Origin of the sequence: Mesorhizobium sp. (assembly GCF_041661565.1) — a bacterium.
GTDB lineage: Bacteria > Pseudomonadota > Alphaproteobacteria > Rhizobiales > Rhizobiaceae > Mesorhizobium.
Window position 1 is genome coordinate 26,366 of the sequence record NZ_JBAZUD010000023.1, and the last position, 17,642, is coordinate 44,007.

Consider the following 17,642-nt stretch of genomic DNA (forward strand, 5'->3'; position numbering starts at 1 on the left):
TGTTTTGTTCCGGGCGTGCTTTCGCTAGATTTGTGACTTCGATTCGAGTCAATCGGGATTCTTTCCACCGATTTTTTTGCGCTGTGAACAAGCAGGAAAGAGCGACGATTCTTCACCTGCCCTTAGTGCTGTCTGCTACGGCAAGGTTGGATCAAGATCGGGGATATCATGGCAGAAGCAGCGCGAAAATTCGGCGTCGCGGAAACACCGCTTTATCGCGAGGCGCCGAACAACATCGAGGCCGAGCAGGCGCTGCTGGGCGCCATCCTTGTCAACAACGATGCCTTCTACCGCGTCTCCGACTTCCTCAAGGCTGGCCATTTCTACGAGCCGCTGCACCGCAAGATCTTCGAGGTCGCGGCCGAGCTGGTCAGGATGGGCAAGGTGGCGACGCCGATCACGCTCAAGACCTTCCTGCCGGCCGACGAGAAGGTCGGTGACATGACCGTCGCGCAATATGTCGTGCGGCTGGCGGTGGAAGCCGTCACCGTCGTCAACGCCACGGACTACGGCCGCGCCATCTATGACCTGGCGACACGGCGCGCGCTGATCACCGTCGGCGAGGACATGGTCAACATCGCCTTTGACGCTCCGGTCGACATGTCGCCCTCCGAGCAGATCGAGGATGCCGAACGCCGCCTGTTCGAACTGGCCGAGACCGGGCGTTACGATGGCGGCTTCGAGAGCTTCACCGACGCGGTCAAGACGGCCGTCGACATGGCCAACGCCGCCTATATGCGCGACGGCCATTTGTCCGGCCTCGCCACCGGCATGCGCGACCTCGACCGCCGCATGGGCGGCCTGCAGGCATCCGACCTGATCATCATCGCCGGCCGCCCCGGCATGGGCAAGACATCGCTTGCCACCAACATCGCCTTCAACATCGCCGAGGCCTACGTGCCGGCACAGCAAGCCGATGGCTCGTTCAAGGCGGCCAATGGCGGCGTCGTCGGCTTCTTCTCGCTGGAAATGTCGTCCGAACAGCTCGCCACCCGCATCATCTCCGAACAGACGGAAATCTCTTCCTCGAAGATCCGGCGCGGCGAGATCACCGAAATGGACTTCGAAAAGCTGGTCGCCTGTTCGCAGACCATGCAGAAGATCCCTCTGTTCATCGACCAGACCGGCGGCATCTCGATCGCCCAGCTCTCGGCCCGCGCCCGACGGCTGAAGCGCCAGCGTGGCCTCGACCTGATCGTCATCGACTATATCCAGCTGATGCAGGGCTCGAGCGCCAAGTCGTCGCAGAATCGCGTGCAGGAAATCACCGAGATCACCACCGGGCTCAAGGCGCTGGCCAAGGAACTGGCGGTGCCGATCATCGCTCTTTCGCAGCTGTCGCGTCAGGTCGAAAGCCGCGACGACAAGCGGCCGCAGCTCTCCGACCTTCGCGAGTCCGGCTCGATCGAGCAGGACGCCGACGTCGTGATGTTCGTCTACCGCGAGGAATATTACCTCAAGAACCGCGAGCCGAAGCTTGGCACCGAAGAATATGTCAAGTGGGAGAACGAGATGAACGAGATGCGCGGTAAGGCCGAGGTGATCGTCGCCAAACAGCGTCACGGACCGACAGGGTCGGTCACTCTCGCCTTCCAGGGCGAATTCACCCGCTTCTCCGACCTCGCCGAGGAACATCATATCGCCGAAAGGTTCGAGTAGCTTTTTGACCCAAAGTCGCGCTCCGTCACACTGCCCTCGGCCCTGCCGGACATCCCGCTTGCAAGCAGGGTGGGCTGGATCCGCATCTGGGATCGGCGAACTGCAAGCCGGGCCCGTCTGATGGCCAAATCCCGCGTTCAGTTCATCTGCCAAAATTGCGGCTCCGTGCATCAGCGCTGGGCGGGCAAATGCGATGCCTGCGGCGAGTGGAACACGCTGGTCGAGGAAGGCACGTCGGGCGGAATCGGCTCCGGGCCGGCCAACACGCGCAATGCGCGCAAGGGCCGTGCGGTGGTGCTCACCACGCTGTCGGGTGACATCGAGGACGCGCCGCGCATCATCTCGGGCATCGGCGAGCTCGATCGCGCCACCGGCGGCGGCTTCGTGCGCGGCTCGGCGCTGCTGGTCGGCGGCGATCCCGGAATCGGCAAGTCGACCCTGCTCACCCAGGCCGCCGCCGCGCTGGCTTCGCAGGGCCACCGCATCGTCTATGTCTCGGGCGAAGAGGCGGTCGCGCAGATCAGGCTGCGTGCCCAGCGGCTGGGCGTCGCCTCGGCGCCGGTGGAACTTGCCGCCGAGACCAATGTCGAGGACATCCTCGCCACGATCGCCGACGGCAAGCGGCCCGATCTTGTGATCCTCGATTCGATCCAGACGCTGTGGACCGACCTCGCCGATTCGGCCCCGGGCACCGTCACGCAGGTCCGTGCGGCGGCCCAGGCGATGATCCGCTACGCGAAATCCACGGGCGCGGCGATCGTGCTTGTGGGCCATGTCACCAAGGAGGGCCAGATCGCCGGGCCGCGCGTGGTCGAACACATGGTCGACGCCGTGCTCTATTTCGAAGGTGAAGGCGGTCATCACTACCGCATTCTGCGCACCGTGAAAAACCGCTTTGGACCGACCGACGAGATCGGCGTCTTCGAGATGTCGGACAAGGGCCTGCGCGAGGTCGCCAATCCATCCGAACTCTTCCTCGGCGAGCGCCACGCCAAATCGCCGGGTGCCGCCGTTTTCGCCGGCATGGAAGGCACAAGACCGGTGCTGGTCGAGATCCAGGCGCTGGTCGCCCCCTCCTCCCTCGGCACGCCCCGCCGCGCCGTCGTCGGCTGGGACGGCGCCCGGCTGTCGATGATCCTGGCGGTTCTCGAAGCCCATTGCGGCGTGCGCTTCGGCAGCCACGACGTCTATCTCAACGTCGCTGGAGGCTATCGCATCTCGGAGCCCGCGGCCGATCTGGCGGTGGCAGCGGCCCTGGTTTCCTCTCTCACCGGTCTTGCCCTTCCCGCGGATTGCGTCTATTTCGGCGAAATCAGCCTTTCGGGCGCGGTGAGGCCGGTTGCGCATGCGCAGCAGCGCCTCAAGGAAGCCGAAAAGCTGGGTTTTGGAAGCGCGGTCCTGCCCTCGGGCAGCGGGGAACTTGTTGGTGCCAACGGGTCCGGGGGGATCGGGGCCGGCGCTTTCCAGCCGACCGAGCTTGCGGACCTCGTGGCACGCATAGCCGGCTCACGCCGAAGCCGCGTGGACGAGCAGGACTGACGCGGCTGATGGAGTGGGGCGAAAGACATGCCAATTACGCTGCTTGACGGAATTCTGGTCGGCTTCACCCTGGTCTCGGCGATGCTGGCCATGGTGCGCGGCTTCTCACGCGAGATTCTATCCGTCATCTCCTGGGCGGCGGCTGCGGCGGCGGCATTCTTCTTCTACAAGCCGGTCCTTCCTTACCTCACGCCTTACATCGACAACGAAAAGATCGCCATGGCGGCCGCCGCCGGCATCGTCTTCATCCTCGCCCTGATCGTCGTTTCCGTCATCACCATGAAGCTGGCCGACTGGATCATCGATTCCAGGATCGGCGCGCTCGACCGCACCTTGGGTTTCCTCTATGGCGCGGCGCGGGGCATTCTGGTGGTTGCCGTGGCGCTGTTGTTCTTCAACTGGCTGGCTGGAGCCAAGGCGCCGGCCTGGGTTACGGACGCCAAGTCGCGGCCATTGCTGGAATCGATTGGCGCCAAGCTCGAGAGCCTGCTGCCCGAGGACCCGGAAAACGCGATCCTCAAGAAGCTGAACCCGAATCAGCCCGCTACCGAGACGCCCGCGGCTCCTGACGCCCCGGCGGCGGACGCTCCGGCGGGTAACGACGATGGCAGCACGCCAGCTCCCGACGACAGTGACACGACGACGCCTCCAGCCGACAGCGCACCGGCCAGTCCAGCGCCGGCGAACTGACGTCGAGTTTGACGATCATGTGAACGGCGGCACGGCGCGCGTTGCTTTCGACGCGAACCCGCACTATATGGCGATTTTAGCGGAGCTTATGATGGCAGACGCAGACGACGTGCTTTCCGCCGAGGCCGATGACCACTTCCATGACGAATGCGGTGTGTTCGGCATTTTCGGCCGGCAGGATGCAGCCGCCATCGTCACACTCGGCTTGCATGCGCTCCAGCATCGCGGCCAGGAAGCCGCCGGCATCGTTTCCTATGACGGCAGCCAGTTCCATGTCGAACGCCATGTCGGCCTGATCGGCGACACCTTCACCAAGCAGCGTGTCATCGACAGCCTGCAGGGCAACCGAGCCATCGGCCATACGCGCTACGCCACAACCGGCGGCGCCGGCATGCGCAACATCCAGCCCTTCTTCGCCGAACTCGCCGATGGCGGATTTGCCGTCGCCCACAATGGCAACCTTACCAACGCCATGACCGTGCAACGGGCGTTGCAAAAGCAGGGCGCCATCTTCTCGTCCACCTCCGACACCGAGACGCTTCTGCACCTTGTCGCCACCAGCAAGGAGCGCGATCTCAACTCGCGCTTCATCGACGCGGTGCGGCAAGTCGAGGGTGCGTTCTCGCTGGTGGCAATGACGGCCAAGAAGATGATCGGCTGCCGCGATCCGCTCGGCATCCGTCCGCTGGTGCTCGGCGACCTCGACGGCGCCTGGATCCTCGCCTCCGAAACCTGCGCGCTCGACATTATCGGCGCGCGTTTCGTGCGCGACCTGAAGCCCGGCGAGATGGTGGTCGTCACCGCCAAGGGCATCGAGAGCCTGTTCCCCTTCGAGCCGCAGAAGACCCGTTTCTGCATCTTCGAATACGTCTATTTCGCACGGCCGGATTCGTCGGTCGAAGGCCGCAATGTCTACGAGGTGCGCAAGCGCATCGGCGCCGAACTGGCGCAGGAAAGCCCGGTCGAAGCCGACATCGTCGTGCCGGTGCCAGATTCCGGCACGCCGGCGGCGATCGGTTTCAGCCAGGCGGCGGGCATCCCGTTCGAGCTCGGCATCATCCGCAACCACTATGTCGGCCGCACCTTCATCCAGCCGGGCGATTCGATCCGCCATATGGGCGTGAAGCTGAAGCACAACGCCAATCGCCGCATGATCGAGGGCAAACGCGTCGTGCTGGTCGACGACAGCATCGTGCGCGGCACCACCAGCCAGAAGATCGTGCAGATGGTGCGCGATGCCGGCGCCAAGGAAGTGCATATGCGCATCGCCTCGCCGCCGACGCGCGCTTCCTGCTTCTATGGCGTGGACACGCCGGAAAAGTCGAAGCTTTTGGCATCGCGCATGTCGATCGAAGAGATGGCCGAGTTCATCCGCGTCGATTCACTCGGCTTCCTCACCATCGACGGGCTTTATCGCGCCGTCGGCGAGGCCAGCCGCGACAATGACCAGCCGCAATTCTGCGATGCATGCTTCACCGGCCAGTACCCGACCCGCCTGCTCGATTTCGAAGGCCACGACAATGTGCGCACGCTGTCGCTGCTGGCGACGAACGGCGCGTAGGCCAGACCTCCTTACGGAAATTCTCGCATGACCCTCGACCTCACGGGCCGCGTTGCGGTCGTCACCGGCGCCTCGCGGGGCATCGGCTATTTCATCGCCAGGGAATTGGCGGCCGCCGGCGCCCATGTGATCGCGGTTGCACGCACCGTCGGCGGTCTGGAGGAACTCGACGACCAGATCAAGGCGGCAGGCGGCCAGGCGACGCTGGTGCCGCTCGACCTTGCCGACATGGCCGGCATCGACCGGCTGGGCGGTGCTATCCACGAACGCTGGGGCAAGCTCGACATTCTCGTCGCCAATGCCGGCGTGCTCGGCGTCATCTCACCCATCGGCCATGTCGAGGCAAAGACCTTCGAGAAGGTGATGACCATCAACGTCACCTCGACATGGCGGCTGATCCGCTCGGTCGACCCGCTGCTGCGGCTCTCCGACGCCGGCCGTGCGATTCTGCTTTCCTCCAATGCAGCACATTCGGCGCGCGCCTTCTGGGCGCCCTATGCGGCATCCAAGGCGGCGGTCGAGACGATGATGCGCTCATGGGCGCATGAAACGGAAAGCCTGCCGCTGCGCGTCAACGCCGCCGATCCCGGAGCCACCCGCACCGCGATGCGGGCGCAGGCTGTTCCCGGCGAGGATCCGACGACGCTTCCACACCCCTCCGAGATCGCCAGGCGCATCGTGCCATTGGCCAGCCCGGACCTGAAAGAGACCGGGCTGATTTTTCAGGCCAAGCACAATCGCTTCGTCGCCTATCGTCAGCCGGAATAGTCACATCCTCCCCGCGGGGAATTCCGCAACTCTCCAATTGCTGGCGTCAATGGACGGGCGAGGAATTATCACGCTGCTGTGAAGTCCTCCTGGATGCCAGCGCGGCGGTCATGCTTTCGTCATTTCGGAGGAGTTGATAAGATCGCAGCGACTCCCCTAGCAAGCGCCCAACCGGGCAGAACAAGGAAATCCCCATGGCTTCGACCGTAGCGTTGGTCTGGTATCTGGTAATCGCTGGTCCGCAAGGCGGCATGGTTGTGCTGCCCAGCACTTTCGACAAGCGCGAACAATGCACCGCCGCCATCACCGAATATCAAAAGCAGCCGACACCGGCCGGTTGGTCGGTACAGTGCGTGCCAAGCGCCTCGCCTTTCACCGACGAGGGCGATGCCGAAGAACCGGCGGCGCAGTAACCATCAGGCGCAGTGAGATCCGCGGCCGTCGGCCGGGATTTCATCGCGGTTCAGCGCTTTGCCCTCACGGTCAATTCGGGCTTCTGGTTGATGGTCTGGAACACCACGCAATAGCGCTCGGTCAGCTTCAGCAGGGAATCGATCCGCTCCTGCGGTTCATCGGTGTCGAGATTGAAAACGAGCCGGATGGCTTGAAAGCCAACCGGCGCGTCCTTGGCGACACCGAGCGTGCCGCGAAAATCAAGGTCGCCTTCGGCTTCCACCGTGGCGGCGCCAAGCTTGAACTCGAGCGCCGTGGCCACTGCTTTCAGCGTCACCCCGGCACAGGCCACCAGAGCCTCCAGCAGCATGTCGCCCGAACAGAGCTCAAGTCCCGAGCCGCCGGTTGCCGGATGCAGCCCGGCGATGGCGATCGCCCTGCCCGTCTCCACCTTGCAGGCAACCGACTGGTCGTCGATCGAGCCCCTCGCCCTCAGCGTGACCAGCGCCCGCGAAGCGTCGTCGCGATAGGCCTCCTTCAGCGGCGCCTGCATGGCCTTCAATCCCGTGGCGTCCATCTACGCTCCCTTTTCGTTTTCGTGACCGGCAGCAGGCACGGCCTGCGGATATAAGTGCCGATCGCCTCGCGCAAGCAAGATCGGCAAAGTCCTGCGCCAACGCAAGCCCAGGGCTGGCGTAGCGCTGGAGCGACTTTCGACCGTATAGCTTGGTAAGAAGGCCTGACCTTCCTCACTCGTGCGTCCCTTTACAAGCACGTCTTTCGCCTCTCGCACCACTGGTCGCGCGCCTTATGGCCGATATTGCCATTCTCGATACACGCGAAAGAGTTCTCGCCGGAATCCTGCTGACAGGGGGCGCCTATTTCCTGTTTTCGACGCAGGATGCCTCGATCAAGCTGCTGGTTGTCGGCATGAGCGTTTGGCAGATCATGTTCTTCCGCAGCATCACCATTCTCGGCGCGTGCGCGGCGATCGGCGGACGGCGGCTGTTTGCCGACGCGGTTCGCTCGCCGATCGTGCGGCCGATGCTGCTGCGCAGCGCCTTCACGCTCGCCGCCTGGCTCTGCTACTACAACGCCGCGCGCAGCCTGCAGCTGGCCGAACTGACCACCGTCTACTACGCGGCACCGATTATCGTCACCGTGCTTTCGGTTCTTGTGCTCGGCGAAAAGGTACCAGTGCTGCGCTGGCTGGCGGTCTTGATCGGCTTCGTCGGCGTCTTCGTTGCCTGCGACCCCACCCATCTTGGCCTGTCCGTGCCGGTGCTGCTGGTGCTGGCGGCCGCCTTCTTGTGGGGCATAGCCATCGTGCTTCTGCGCAAGACCGCCCTTGCCGAGCGCTCGATAATCCAGCTCCTTCTCAACAACTTCTATTTCCTGCTGTTTTCGGCAGTGCCGGCACTGTTGTGGTGGCACACGCCGAACTGGAGCGAGTTTTTGCTGCTCGCCAGCGTCGGTGCGCTCGGCGGCTTTGCGCAGTATCTTCTCTTCGAAGGCATGAAGCGAACTCCGGCTTCGATCCTGGCCCCTCTCGAATACACCTCCCTGCTATGGGCGTTCGCACTCGGCTTCGCGATCTGGGGCGACGTGCCGCGGAGGGAAGTTTTCCTGGGCGCTGCCCTTATCGTCGCTGCCGGACTGCTGATCGTCGGCACCGAGCATTTCCGCAAACGGCTATGATGTGGATGGCCATCCCTGCTGACACCACGGTGTCATGACCGAACGACTTAGGCTGGCGCATGACTGACACTGCAACCACCACCGACAGCGCGGAACGTACACTTGGCATCCTGCTGGTGTCGTCATCGGCGGCCGTCTTCGCACTCACCGGCGTTCTGACAAAATCGATCCACGCCGACCCGCTGACCATCATCTGCTGGCGCGGCTTTGTCGGCTCGATCCTGATCACGCTTTATGTTCTGTGGCGCAGCCGCCGCTCAGGCGGACGCGAGAGCCTGCGGCTGGGCTGGCGCGGCTGGCTGCTGGCCGCGGAAGGCGCGCTCGCCAGCATCGCCTTCATTTCGGCGTTCAAATTCACCTTCGTTGCCAATGTCGCCGTCATCTACGCCACTGCGCCTTTTGTCACCGCGCTGCTGGCCTGGGTTCTGACGCGTGAGCCATTCCGCCTACAGACCATGGCGGCTGCCGCCGTGTCGCTGTGCGGCGTGGCCATCATGGTGTGGTCCGGCTTCGGCACGGGAAATCTGTTTGGCGATGGGCTGGCTCTGCTGATGACCATCGGCAGCGGGCTTTACATGATCATGGTGCGCGCCTTCCGCGATACGCCTGTGGTCTGGGCCGGCGCGGTGTCGGCCTTCCTGCTGTTCATACTCGGCTGGCTCGTCACCGATCCGCTGGCTGTTTCGTCGAGGGACGCCGTTCTGCTGGTGACGTTCGGGGCATCCTTTGCGCTGTCTTCGATCCTTTGGACCGAAGGCGCCCGGCTCATCCCCCCGGCTGAATCCGGGCTGCTCGGCTCTGCCGAAGTACCGTTCGCCATCCTGTTTGCCTTCCTGTTCCTGAGCGAGATTCCTCCGGCCGCCAGCTTGCTTGGCGGTGTCATCGTCCTCTGCGCGGTGTTTGCCCATGCCGGCCGCGACTGGCTGGTCGCGCGCTCACAGAGGACGGCGGAAAATTCTTTTTAAAAAAGATTTGCGGAGTGCGGAACCATTGTGGCCGTCGGACATTTATGGTGCGACGGGCCACCCCAAAGTCCCCCCAAACCCCTCGGCCCGTCCTACTCCCAAGCCGACCGAAAGGTCGGCTTTTTCTTTGCCGTCGAGCGACCTCAAGGTAGACTTTTGCTCCGGCTCAGCCGGAGGCGGCCGTCAAGGCAAGATTGCTGACCAGCAGCGCGGACAGATCCCTGGCAGGCGCATCGGCCTGCGCGCGCAGCCGTATCGCAAACTCCGCCACAGGAACCGCCGGCAGGTCGAAATCCCTCGGCGCCTCAACGATGCCGGAATGGGCAAAGCGCGCCGTGCGAAGTGTCAGAGCGATGCCGGCATTCACGGCCGTGCGCAGTCCGGCCAGGCTGGCGCTGCCGGCGGCGATGCGGTAGCGGCGACCTGCAGCATCGAGCGCGGCTATTGCGGCTTCACGAAAGCCGCAATAGGGATCGAGCAACGCGAGCGGCAAGCCGTCCTGCTGCGAGGCCAGCCCTTTTTGTGAACACAGCCATATCATCGGCTCGCGCAGGACCCCAACTTCATCCGGTGCCGCCGTCCGGCGCATGATGATCGCCAGATCGAGGTTGCCAGCCTGCAGAGCCTGCGCCAGCTCGGCGGAGCGGCCGACACGCAATTCGATCCTGACGCGCGGATGACTCGCGGCGAAGGCACGCAGCAGGTCGGGCAAGCCGCTGTCGGCAAAATCCTGCGTCGTACCAATGGCAACATGCCCGGCAGCCCGCGCACCCCTCAGCGCGAGCCACGCCTCACGATGAACAGCGAGGATGCGCCTGGCATGGCCGACGAGGTTCTCGCCGGCCGGCGTCAGGCCCCGGCCTCTGCCCTGCGGCGCCAGAAGCGGTTCACCGACGATCTCCTCCAGCCGCTGCATCTGAGCGGTGACCGCCGAGGGGGAACGAGCGACACGGGATGCCGCCTGCGCCAGCGAGCCGCTATCGACGAAGGCGAGGAATGTTCTGAGCAGGTCTGGGTCGAGTGTATCCATAGTTCGATATTATCGAATCCTCATTTCAAAACAATTCGATTTTTTTGATCAAAGCAGGGTGACATGGTCTCTCTCGCGGCGATCGATGCCGCTCAAACCAAGGAGAAGAAAAATGCCGATCATCAACATCAGCGTAACCGGCATGCCTGACGTCGCTCTCTCCGCCAGCATCGCCAGGGAAATAACCGAGATCACCGCCACGCAGCTGCGCAAGGACCGGACCCTTACCGCGGTTGCAGTATCCTATATCGATCCGCAGCACTGGTTCGCCGGCGGCAAGTCGCTGGCCGAACATGGCACCAATACGTTCTGGCTTGACATCAAGGTGGTCGATGGCACCAACACCAAGCTCGAACTGGAAGCCTATCTCAAGGCGCTCTTCGATGCCTTCGGCCGCCTGCTGGGCGGCGTGCATGAGGAAAGCTACGCCTTCGTGCACGAAGTGCCGGCCGCCGCCTATGGTTATGGCGGCAAGACGCAGGAGTTCCGTTTCATCAGCGGACGGCTGAAAGCCGCGTAGCGAGCAAGTCCTGCAATCATTTCATATTTTGGTGTCGCGTTTCTTCCAGCGCCCCTGATCCGGCGGCGCTGCGCGCCGACCCACATCCCCCACGAGGGAGGAAGGCAAAAAGCTCCGCATTGACCTCGCGCCCACTTCCGCTACCCTCCCCTTCGAAGCGGCCACAGAGCCACGATGACAATAGTCGTTGGGAGGAATGCGGCGATGATCCTGACACTGGCGCTGCTTGCGGGTCTGGTCCTGGCCTGGCTGCTGATAGGGATGGTGGAGAAATTCCGCCTTGGCGTGCGTTTCACCCAAGCGCTGCTTTACGTGCCGTTCAAGCTCACCTACCGGATCGGCGACAGCCGCATCGCGATCGCCCGCAAGGCGCGGTTCCCGGTCATATACGTCATCTCGCATCAATCGCGCATCGAGCCGGCGCTGATGCTGTCGCTGCTGCCCGATGACACTTTGCATATATTGGACGAGGTATCGGCGCGGGCCCCCTGGCTGGAACCTTGGCGCGAGCTTGGCCGCACCATTGCCTTCAATGCCGAACATGTCTTCGTCAGCCGACGGCTGGTGCGGGTGCTGAAGGGCAAGGGTCGTCTCGCCGTCTATTTGCCGGACGCGGTCGAGCCTGACGTCAAGGCCTTCCGGCTGTTTCGCGCCGTCACCCGCATCGCCATGCAGGCCGATGCCCAGATCGTGCCGATCTTCATCGCCGGCGCGCGCAGCCTGCCTGTTTCGCTGACACCAGCAGGCAAGGCGCCGCGGCAATGGTTTCCCCGGCTGTCGATCAGCGTGCTCGAGCCGATGACCATCGCCGAACTGGTGACGCGCAATCCGGATCAGGCGTCGAACACCAATGCACTGTTCGATCGTTTCGCCGAGGCCCGCCTTTTCGGCACCGACCTCGATCGTGGCGTTTTCCTGGCCATGCGCGATGCCGCGGCCACGGTCGGCGCCTCACACCCGATCATCGAGGATGTCATCACGGGCGCGTTGAGCTACCGCAAGATGTTCATCGGCGCGCGGGTGCTGGGCCGACGCTTCGAGACGGTGACGGCGCCGGGTGAAGCCGTCGGGCTGATGCTACCCAACGCCAATGGCGTCGTGCTGTCGCTCAGCGGACTCCTGTCGGCTGGCCGGGTGGCGGCGATGATCAACTACACGGCCGGCCCAGCCAGCGTCACGGCGGCCGTGCGCACGGCCGTCATCCGCACCGTCATCTCTTCGCACGCCTTTGTTGAGAAGGCCGGTCTCGCCGATATCGTCGCGGCGGTCGAAAAGGGCGGGGCCAGGCTCCTTTGGCTGGAGGACATCCGGACCAGCGTCACCGCGCCGGAAAAGCTAGCCGCCGCCCTGCTGTGGCGCTGGCCACTGCGACGGCAGGATGCCGCCCAGCCAGCGGTGATCCTGTTCACCTCCGGCTCCGAAGGCACGCCCAAGGCGGTGGTTCTGTCGAACAGGAACCTGCTCGCCAATGCCATGCAGGCCGCGGCCCGGATCACCATTTCGCCGGCCGATATCCTGCTCAACGTCTTGCCGGTGTTCCATTCCTTCGGCCTGACGGGCGGCACCATCTTGCCGCTGGTCACCGGCGTGAAGCTGTTCCTCTACCCCTCGCCCCTCCACTACAAGATCATCCCCGAGATCGCGCGAAAGGTGAAGCCGACCATCATGTTCGGCACCGACACATTCCTCGCCAACTATGCGCGTACCGCCAAGGATGGCGACTTCTCCAGCCTGCGCTTCGTCGTCGCCGGCGCCGAGGCGGTAAAGCCGGAAACCCGCCGCGTCTATCGCGAACGCTTCCAGGCCGAGATCATCGAGGGATACGGGCTGACCGAGGCCGCCCCCGTTGCTGCCGTCAATACTGCCACCCACAGCCGCGACGGCAGCGTTGGCCGGCTGCTGCCAGCAATGCGCATGAGACTGGAGCCGGTCGAAGGCATTGCCGATGCCGGCCAATTGTGGCTCGACGGACCAAACCTGATGATGGGCTACATGACAGCGGACCGCCCCGGTGAATTGCACCCGCTGACAGGCTGGCATGACACAGGCGATATCGTGGCCGTCGACCGCGAAGGCTTCATCACCATTCGCGGCCGCGCCAAGCGCTTCGCCAAGATCGCCGGCGAGATGGTGTCGCTGGGCGCGGTGGAAATGCTGGTTCAATCGCTGTGGCCGGAGGAGCGCCACGCCGCGGTCGCGGTGCCGGACAAGCGGCGCGGCGAACGGATCGTACTGGTCACCACCGCCGACGAAGCCAATCCCGACGAGTTGCGCAAATTCGGCAAAAGGGCTGGCGCGGCCGAATTGATGGTGCCCAACGATATCATCAAGGTTGAGGAGATCCCGGTGCTGGGATCCGGCAAGACCGACTATGTTTCGACCAGGCAGTTGGCGCTCGACAGGCTGGGCCTCGGCATCGCCGCCTGAATCGGATCAACAACTTCGGCGAATCTTCTAACCTATGTCGGAAGGCGGAACCCTCTCGCCCTCCCGCTTCGCGCGCTTGGAATAGGCGAGCACGCTGAAGGGCAGGAAGACCAGGTATCCGGCGACGGAGGCAGTCAGCGTGTACCAGGGATAGGTCATCAGCAGGAGAACGTAGAGAACGACGCCGAGGATGATCGGCAGCACCCTGTCGCCCGGTACCTTCAAGCTCTTGCCGGAATAGACTGGCAACCGGCTGACCAGCAGGAATGCCACCAGCACGGTGAAGCCGGAGGCGACAAAAGCGGCCGCGCGGCTGGGCTCCAAGCCGGTACGCAGAAAGTAGAGATAAAGCGGCAGCATCACCAGCACGGCGCCGGCCGGCGCCGGCACGCCGACGAAATATTCGGACTGCCAGACAGGGCGATCGGAATCCTCGTCGAGCACGTTGAAGCGTGCAAGCCGCAGCCCACAGGCTATGGCAAACAGAAGGGCGGCGATCCAACCCGGCGATCCGGCACGATCAAGCAGGAAGGCATAAAGCACCAGAGCCGGCGCCACGCCGAAATTGACGATATCGGCCAGCGAGTCCATCTGGGCGCCGAATTTAGACGTCGCCTTCAGCATCCGCGCAAGGCGCCCGTCGATGCCGTCCAGGAACGCCGCAAGCAGCACCATCACCACAGCCGGTTCGAAGCGGCCTTCGAAGCCGAAGCGGATGCCGGACAGGCCGGCGCAGATGGCAAGCACGGTGACCAGATTGGGCAGCACCATGCGCATCGGGATTTCGCGGATGCGGGGGCCGCCGCTGCCATGGGCTTCGAACTTCTTGTATTGCGTTCCCACCGTTCAGGAAATCCGCACGAGGGGCGTGCCGGCGACGCCGCCAAATTCGGCCAGGACGGTTTCACCGCCGACCGCCGTCTGGCCAACGGCGACACGCGGCGTAGCGGTCAAGGGCAGGAAGACGTCGACGCGCGAACCGAAGCGGATCAGGCCGAAACGCTCGCCAATGGCGATCGAGCCGCCGGCCTCGGCCCAGCATACGATGCGGCGCGCCACCAGGCCGGCGATCTGGACAGCAGCCACGGTGCCGTTGGGGCTCTCTATCACCAGCCCGTTGCGCTCGTTCTCGGTGCTTGCCTTGTCGAGCTCGGCATTGAGGAATTTGCCCGGCCGATGTTCGATCTTGGCGATACGGCCGCGCACCGGGGCGCGGTTCACATGGCAGGAAAAGACGTTCATGAACACCGAGATGCGGGTCATCTCGACATTGCCGAGGCCGAGTTCGCGCGGCGGCACCGCCGGCCCGACCGCCGAGACGATGCCGTCGGCGGGACTGACCACCAGGCGGTCATCGACCGGCGTGACGCGTTCGGGATCACGGAAGAAATAGACGCACCAGGCCGTCAGGATCAGGCCGATCCAGAACAGGATGGACGAGAAATAACCAAGGAAAAGCGTCGCCGCGCCGAAAGCCGCGATGAAGGGATAGCCTTCGCGATGGATCGGTACGAATGTGTTCTTGACCGTATCGACAAGGCTCATCGGGCTGGGGCGGCTCCGTTTCAAGTCCGGCCTCAATAGCCCAAAGCCCCCTTCGCTGCAACGCAACAATGGTCGGCGCCTCATTGGCTGCGGCAGGGGGCAGGCTGACAGGAAGGCCAGAAATTACAGTTTCACGCCGACGCTCGCCAGGAAGCTGTCGATACGGTTGTCAACCTCAGCCTTCGTCTCCGCCCACTCCGGGACCGACTGGAGGAGATTGTCGTGCCAGGCCATGAGGTTTGGATAGTCCCGGAGGGGAGGCTTTGAACGATCGATCTGGGAGAAGGGCCCCGCAATATCGAAATCAGCAAGGGTCAGAGCTTGGCCGACCATGAACTTGCGGCCTTCAAGATGCTGGTCGAGCACCTTCGCTGCGGCGCGAAACTTGCCCTCGGCGAACGCGATCACCGGTTCGTTCTTCGGTAGGCCCATGACCGTCTTCCCCACCCGCTCATCGAACAGGGTGGTTGCGAAGATGCGCCATTGTTCGCCCGACCAGAACATCCACTGAAGGACCTGGAAGCGATCTTTCTCTGTGGTTCCGACCAGCGGCGAGTTTACCTTGCCAGCCAGATAAAGATTGATCGCGGCGGCCTCATAGAGAATGAGATCGCCATCTTCGAGTACCGGCGTCAAACCGTGGGGGTTGAGACGTGATTTGAACTCGTCGGTCTGGCTTTCGCCCTTAAAAAGATCGACGTTCGCGCGTTCAATTTCAATGCCCATTATCTTCGCTGCGGTGGTCACGCGACGCAAGCTGCCCGAGCCGGGATCGCCGTAAATCTTGATCGTCATAACTCTTCCTTTCGGTTCGAGGCCTGTGAGCGGGCCGTCGAAGGAAGATTCTCACATTCCTATTGAGAATGATATTGACCAATATGGAATGCCATCTATTACTAATACGAATGAATAAGGGATCGTAGACGTGGCGAGGCGTGGCGTTGGAGACTCGGCTCACTCGGCACTCAATCGGATCACAGTGAGATATCCGGCGATGTCGCCAGCCCGGAACGGAATTGATGGATAAGCTCGATGCAATGCGGATATTCGTGCGCGTGGTTGAAAGCGGAAGCTTTTCGCAGGCGGCTCGGGATCTAAACGTCAGCCAGCCGACGGTCAGCAAACAGCTCGCTGCGCTCGAAGCGCGGCTAGGGACGCAACTCCTCGCGCGAAATTCTCGTGCCCTTGCCGTGACCCCCGCAGGACAGGACTATTATGAGGCCACCGTCCGTATTCTGCAGGATCTCGAGTTCGTCGAAGAGAGACTCCTAGAGGGGCAGTCGGCCCCTTCGGGGCTGGTCCGCGTTACGCTCTCTCCAGCCTTCGGGAGGATGTTCGTTATCCCTCGGCTACCGGATTTCAGGGACCGCTTTCCCGATGTCGCGATCGAGATGGAAGTCTCCGGGCGGCACGTTGACCTGATCGAGGAGGGAATGGATGTCGCAATCCGTATCGGTTGGCTTACGGATTCGGCACTCGTCGCCCGGCACATAGGCGACATGCGGATGATAACCTTGGCCTCCGCCGGCTATCTTGCCCAATACGGCACGCCGCAGACCTTGGATGAACTGCGCAGCCACCAGCGTATCAGCTATGTCTACCAGGGGGATATCATCGGCTGGGGTTTCCACGTGGACGGCCGGCAGGTCACGGTCGACAGTGGGGGAGCGTTCCGAACGAATGACGCCGAGCATGTGCGCGGCGCCGTCCTCGCGGGCCTCGGCATCGCCCACCATGCGAGTTGGCTGTTCACGGATGTGCTGGCTTCCGGCGAGGTCGTACGTATTCTTGACCAGCATGCGCCGCCGCCCTTTCCGATCAACGCAGTTACCGCTGCCGGAAGGCGCATGCCCTCCCGAGTGCGGCAGTTCATCAATTTTCTCGCTGCGATTTGCGCCGAGGAGCCGGAACTAAAGGTAGGCGACGGCTAAAGAGTCGGGGAGCGGACGTCCGGGTTGACCTCGCACGGGAGAACGCTGAACAGGCCCTTATCGTCGGTCCAGTCGGCCATGGGCGACCATCCCGCTTCGCTACCGTCGGCCACGCCTTCAGCCGATGCTCCGCGCCGACAACGCGGAAAGATCAGCCTACCTCGGACGTCCGGCGCCGAACGATGACGCCGAGTTCGTCGCCCTCGCGGGCAATGCGCAACCGTTCCTCGGCTTCGGTCGCCTCGCGCTGGCGGTCCCACATCGAGGCGTAGAGACCATGCTTGCGCATCAGATCGGCGTGCGTGCCGCGTTCGGCGATCTGGCCATCCTGCAGGACGATGATCTCGTCGGCGGAAATCACGGTCGACAAGCGGTGGGCAATGACGATGGTGGTGCGGCCACGGCTGACCAGATCGAGTGCCGCCTGGATTTCCTGTTCGGTGTGGCTGTCAAGCGCCGAGGTCGCCTCGTCCAGCATCAGGATTGGCGGTGCCTTGAGGATGGTGCGGGCGATCGCGACGCGCTGCTTCTCGCCACCTGAGAGCTTCAGCCCGCGCTCTCCGACCATCGATTTGTAGCCGTCTGGCAGGCGCTCGATGAAAGGGCCGATCTGGGCGAGCTCGGCTGCCTTGCGCACATCGTCCTCGCTGGCGCCGACGCGGCCATAGCGGATGTTGTAGGCGATCGTGTCGTTGAACAGCACGGTGTCCTGCGGCACCATGCCGATAACCGCCCGCAGGCTTTCCTGCGTCACGTCGCGGACATCCTGGCCGTCGATCAACACCTGACCGGACTGGACGTCATAGAAGCGAAAGAGAAGCCGCGATATGGTCGACTTGCCGGCGCCAGACGGCCCGACGATGGCCACCGTCTTGCCGGCCGGAACTTCGAAGCTGACACTCTTCAGGATCTTGCG

General features: G+C 63.4%; 17 protein-coding genes. 11 read left to right on the forward strand and 6 right to left on the reverse strand.

Translation table 11 applies throughout. The annotated features are described in order from the left end of the window. The first annotated feature begins 168 nt into the window (after positions 1-168). The 6 genes from WC739_RS06580 (at position 169) to WC739_RS06605 (ending at position 6,630) form a co-directional block, all read left to right on the forward strand. Positions 169-1,659 carry a replicative DNA helicase gene (locus WC739_RS06580; RefSeq protein WP_372952211.1) on the forward strand — a complete coding sequence of 497 codons (1,491 nt, stop codon included), beginning with the start codon at positions 169-171 and terminating at the stop codon, positions 1,657-1,659. A 120-nt stretch (positions 1,660-1,779) separates the two neighbouring features. Next, the gene (gene radA, locus WC739_RS06585; protein ID WP_372952212.1) at positions 1,780-3,198 is read left to right on the forward strand and encodes a DNA repair protein RadA; all 1,419 of its coding nucleotides are present in this window, start codon (positions 1,780-1,782) and stop codon (positions 3,196-3,198) included. A 27-nt stretch (positions 3,199-3,225) separates the two neighbouring features. Continuing rightward, complete coding sequence (locus WC739_RS06590) at positions 3,226-3,888, forward strand: CvpA family protein (RefSeq protein WP_372952213.1); 663 nt, start codon at positions 3,226-3,228, stop codon at positions 3,886-3,888. A 91-nt stretch (positions 3,889-3,979) separates the two neighbouring features. After that, positions 3,980-5,449, forward strand: a complete 1,470-nt coding sequence (purF, locus tag WC739_RS06595; protein WP_372952214.1) for an amidophosphoribosyltransferase — start codon at positions 3,980-3,982, stop codon at positions 5,447-5,449. Positions 5,450-5,476: 27 nt separating this feature from the next. Then, on the forward strand, positions 5,477-6,217 hold the full coding sequence (locus WC739_RS06600; protein WP_372952215.1) for an SDR family NAD(P)-dependent oxidoreductase: 741 nt from the start codon (positions 5,477-5,479) through the stop codon (positions 6,215-6,217). Positions 6,218-6,411: 194 nt separating this feature from the next. Further along, positions 6,412-6,630, forward strand: a complete 219-nt coding sequence (locus WC739_RS06605; protein ID WP_224662188.1) for a hypothetical protein — start codon at positions 6,412-6,414, stop codon at positions 6,628-6,630. 50 nt (positions 6,631-6,680) lie between these two features. On the opposite strand, the gene WC739_RS06610 is transcribed toward WC739_RS06605, so the two are convergent. Then, entirely contained in the window at positions 6,681-7,187 is a 507-nt protein-coding gene (locus WC739_RS06610) for an OsmC family protein (RefSeq protein ID WP_372952216.1), read from the reverse strand. A 233-nt stretch (positions 7,188-7,420) separates the two neighbouring features. Between WC739_RS06610 and WC739_RS06615 the strand changes: the two genes are divergently transcribed. Continuing rightward, complete coding sequence (locus WC739_RS06615) at positions 7,421-8,308, forward strand: DMT family transporter (protein WP_372952217.1); 888 nt, start codon at positions 7,421-7,423, stop codon at positions 8,306-8,308. Positions 8,309-8,367: 59 nt separating this feature from the next. Then, positions 8,368-9,273, forward strand: a complete 906-nt coding sequence (locus WC739_RS06620; protein WP_372952218.1) for a DMT family transporter — start codon at positions 8,368-8,370, stop codon at positions 9,271-9,273. Between the two features lie 166 nt (positions 9,274-9,439). On the opposite strand, the gene WC739_RS06625 is transcribed toward WC739_RS06620, so the two are convergent. Then, on the reverse strand, positions 9,440-10,303 hold the full coding sequence (locus tag WC739_RS06625) for a LysR substrate-binding domain-containing protein (RefSeq protein WP_372952219.1): 864 nt from the start codon (positions 10,301-10,303) through the stop codon (positions 9,440-9,442). Between the two features lie 112 nt (positions 10,304-10,415). Between WC739_RS06625 and WC739_RS06630 the strand changes: the two genes are divergently transcribed. Then, positions 10,416-10,823, forward strand: a complete 408-nt coding sequence (locus WC739_RS06630) for a 4-oxalocrotonate tautomerase family protein (RefSeq protein WP_372952220.1) — start codon at positions 10,416-10,418, stop codon at positions 10,821-10,823. Between the two features lie 204 nt (positions 10,824-11,027). After that, entirely contained in the window at positions 11,028-13,250 is a 2,223-nt protein-coding gene (locus WC739_RS06635) for an AMP-binding protein (protein WP_372952221.1), read from the forward strand. A gap of 27 nt (positions 13,251-13,277) precedes the next feature. On the opposite strand, the gene pssA is transcribed toward WC739_RS06635, so the two are convergent. The 3 genes from pssA to WC739_RS06650 form a co-directional block, all read right to left on the reverse strand. Further along, a complete protein-coding gene (gene pssA / locus WC739_RS06640; protein ID WP_372952229.1) occupies positions 13,278-14,027 on the reverse strand; it encodes a CDP-diacylglycerol--serine O-phosphatidyltransferase in 750 nt (249 codons plus the stop codon). Between the two features lie 69 nt (positions 14,028-14,096). Next, on the reverse strand, positions 14,097-14,879 hold the full coding sequence (locus tag WC739_RS06645) for a phosphatidylserine decarboxylase (protein WP_372952222.1): 783 nt from the start codon (positions 14,877-14,879) through the stop codon (positions 14,097-14,099). Between the two features lie 39 nt (positions 14,880-14,918). Next, on the reverse strand, positions 14,919-15,590 hold the full coding sequence (locus WC739_RS06650; protein WP_372952223.1) for a glutathione S-transferase family protein: 672 nt from the start codon (positions 15,588-15,590) through the stop codon (positions 14,919-14,921). 224 nt (positions 15,591-15,814) lie between these two features. Between WC739_RS06650 and WC739_RS06655 the strand changes: the two genes are divergently transcribed. Continuing rightward, positions 15,815-16,726, forward strand: a complete 912-nt coding sequence (locus WC739_RS06655) for a LysR substrate-binding domain-containing protein (protein WP_372952224.1) — start codon at positions 15,815-15,817, stop codon at positions 16,724-16,726. A 151-nt stretch (positions 16,727-16,877) separates the two neighbouring features. On the opposite strand, the gene WC739_RS06660 is transcribed toward WC739_RS06655, so the two are convergent. Beyond that, positions 16,878-17,642 (reverse strand): ATP-binding cassette domain-containing protein (locus WC739_RS06660; RefSeq protein ID WP_372952225.1); only part of this gene is annotated, 765 nt, incomplete at its 5' end.

What these genes read in the sequence shown, in the direction of transcription:
- WC739_RS06605 (WP_224662188.1), top strand. Translation starts at nt 6,412, where the DNA reads ATGGCTTCGACCGTAGCGTTGGTCTGGTATCTGGTAATCGCTGGTCCG.
- radA (WP_372952212.1), top strand. Translation starts at nt 1,780, where the DNA reads ATGGCCAAATCCCGCGTTCAGTTCATCTGCCAAAATTGCGGCTCCGTG.
- WC739_RS06635 (WP_372952221.1), top strand. Translation starts at nt 11,028, where the DNA reads ATGATCCTGACACTGGCGCTGCTTGCGGGTCTGGTCCTGGCCTGGCTG.
- WC739_RS06650 (WP_372952223.1), bottom strand. Translation starts at nt 15,590, where the DNA reads ATGACGATCAAGATTTACGGCGATCCCGGCTCGGGCAGCTTGCGTCGC.
- WC739_RS06630 (WP_372952220.1), top strand. Translation starts at nt 10,416, where the DNA reads ATGCCGATCATCAACATCAGCGTAACCGGCATGCCTGACGTCGCTCTC.
- WC739_RS06655 (WP_372952224.1), top strand. Translation starts at nt 15,815, where the DNA reads ATGGATAAGCTCGATGCAATGCGGATATTCGTGCGCGTGGTTGAAAGC.
- WC739_RS06580 (WP_372952211.1), top strand. Translation starts at nt 169, where the DNA reads ATGGCAGAAGCAGCGCGAAAATTCGGCGTCGCGGAAACACCGCTTTAT.
- purF (WP_372952214.1), top strand. Translation starts at nt 3,980, where the DNA reads ATGGCAGACGCAGACGACGTGCTTTCCGCCGAGGCCGATGACCACTTC.
- WC739_RS06610 (WP_372952216.1), bottom strand. Translation starts at nt 7,187, where the DNA reads ATGGACGCCACGGGATTGAAGGCCATGCAGGCGCCGCTGAAGGAGGCC.
- WC739_RS06615 (WP_372952217.1), top strand. Translation starts at nt 7,421, where the DNA reads ATGGCCGATATTGCCATTCTCGATACACGCGAAAGAGTTCTCGCCGGA.
- pssA (WP_372952229.1), bottom strand. Translation starts at nt 14,027, where the DNA reads ATGCGCATGGTGCTGCCCAATCTGGTCACCGTGCTTGCCATCTGCGCC.
- WC739_RS06600 (WP_372952215.1), top strand. Translation starts at nt 5,477, where the DNA reads ATGACCCTCGACCTCACGGGCCGCGTTGCGGTCGTCACCGGCGCCTCG.
- WC739_RS06620 (WP_372952218.1), top strand. Translation starts at nt 8,368, where the DNA reads ATGACTGACACTGCAACCACCACCGACAGCGCGGAACGTACACTTGGC.
- WC739_RS06625 (WP_372952219.1), bottom strand. Translation starts at nt 10,303, where the DNA reads ATGGATACACTCGACCCAGACCTGCTCAGAACATTCCTCGCCTTCGTC.
- WC739_RS06645 (WP_372952222.1), bottom strand. Translation starts at nt 14,879, where the DNA reads ATGAGGCGCCGACCATTGTTGCGTTGCAGCGAAGGGGGCTTTGGGCTA.
- WC739_RS06590 (WP_372952213.1), top strand. Translation starts at nt 3,226, where the DNA reads ATGCCAATTACGCTGCTTGACGGAATTCTGGTCGGCTTCACCCTGGTC.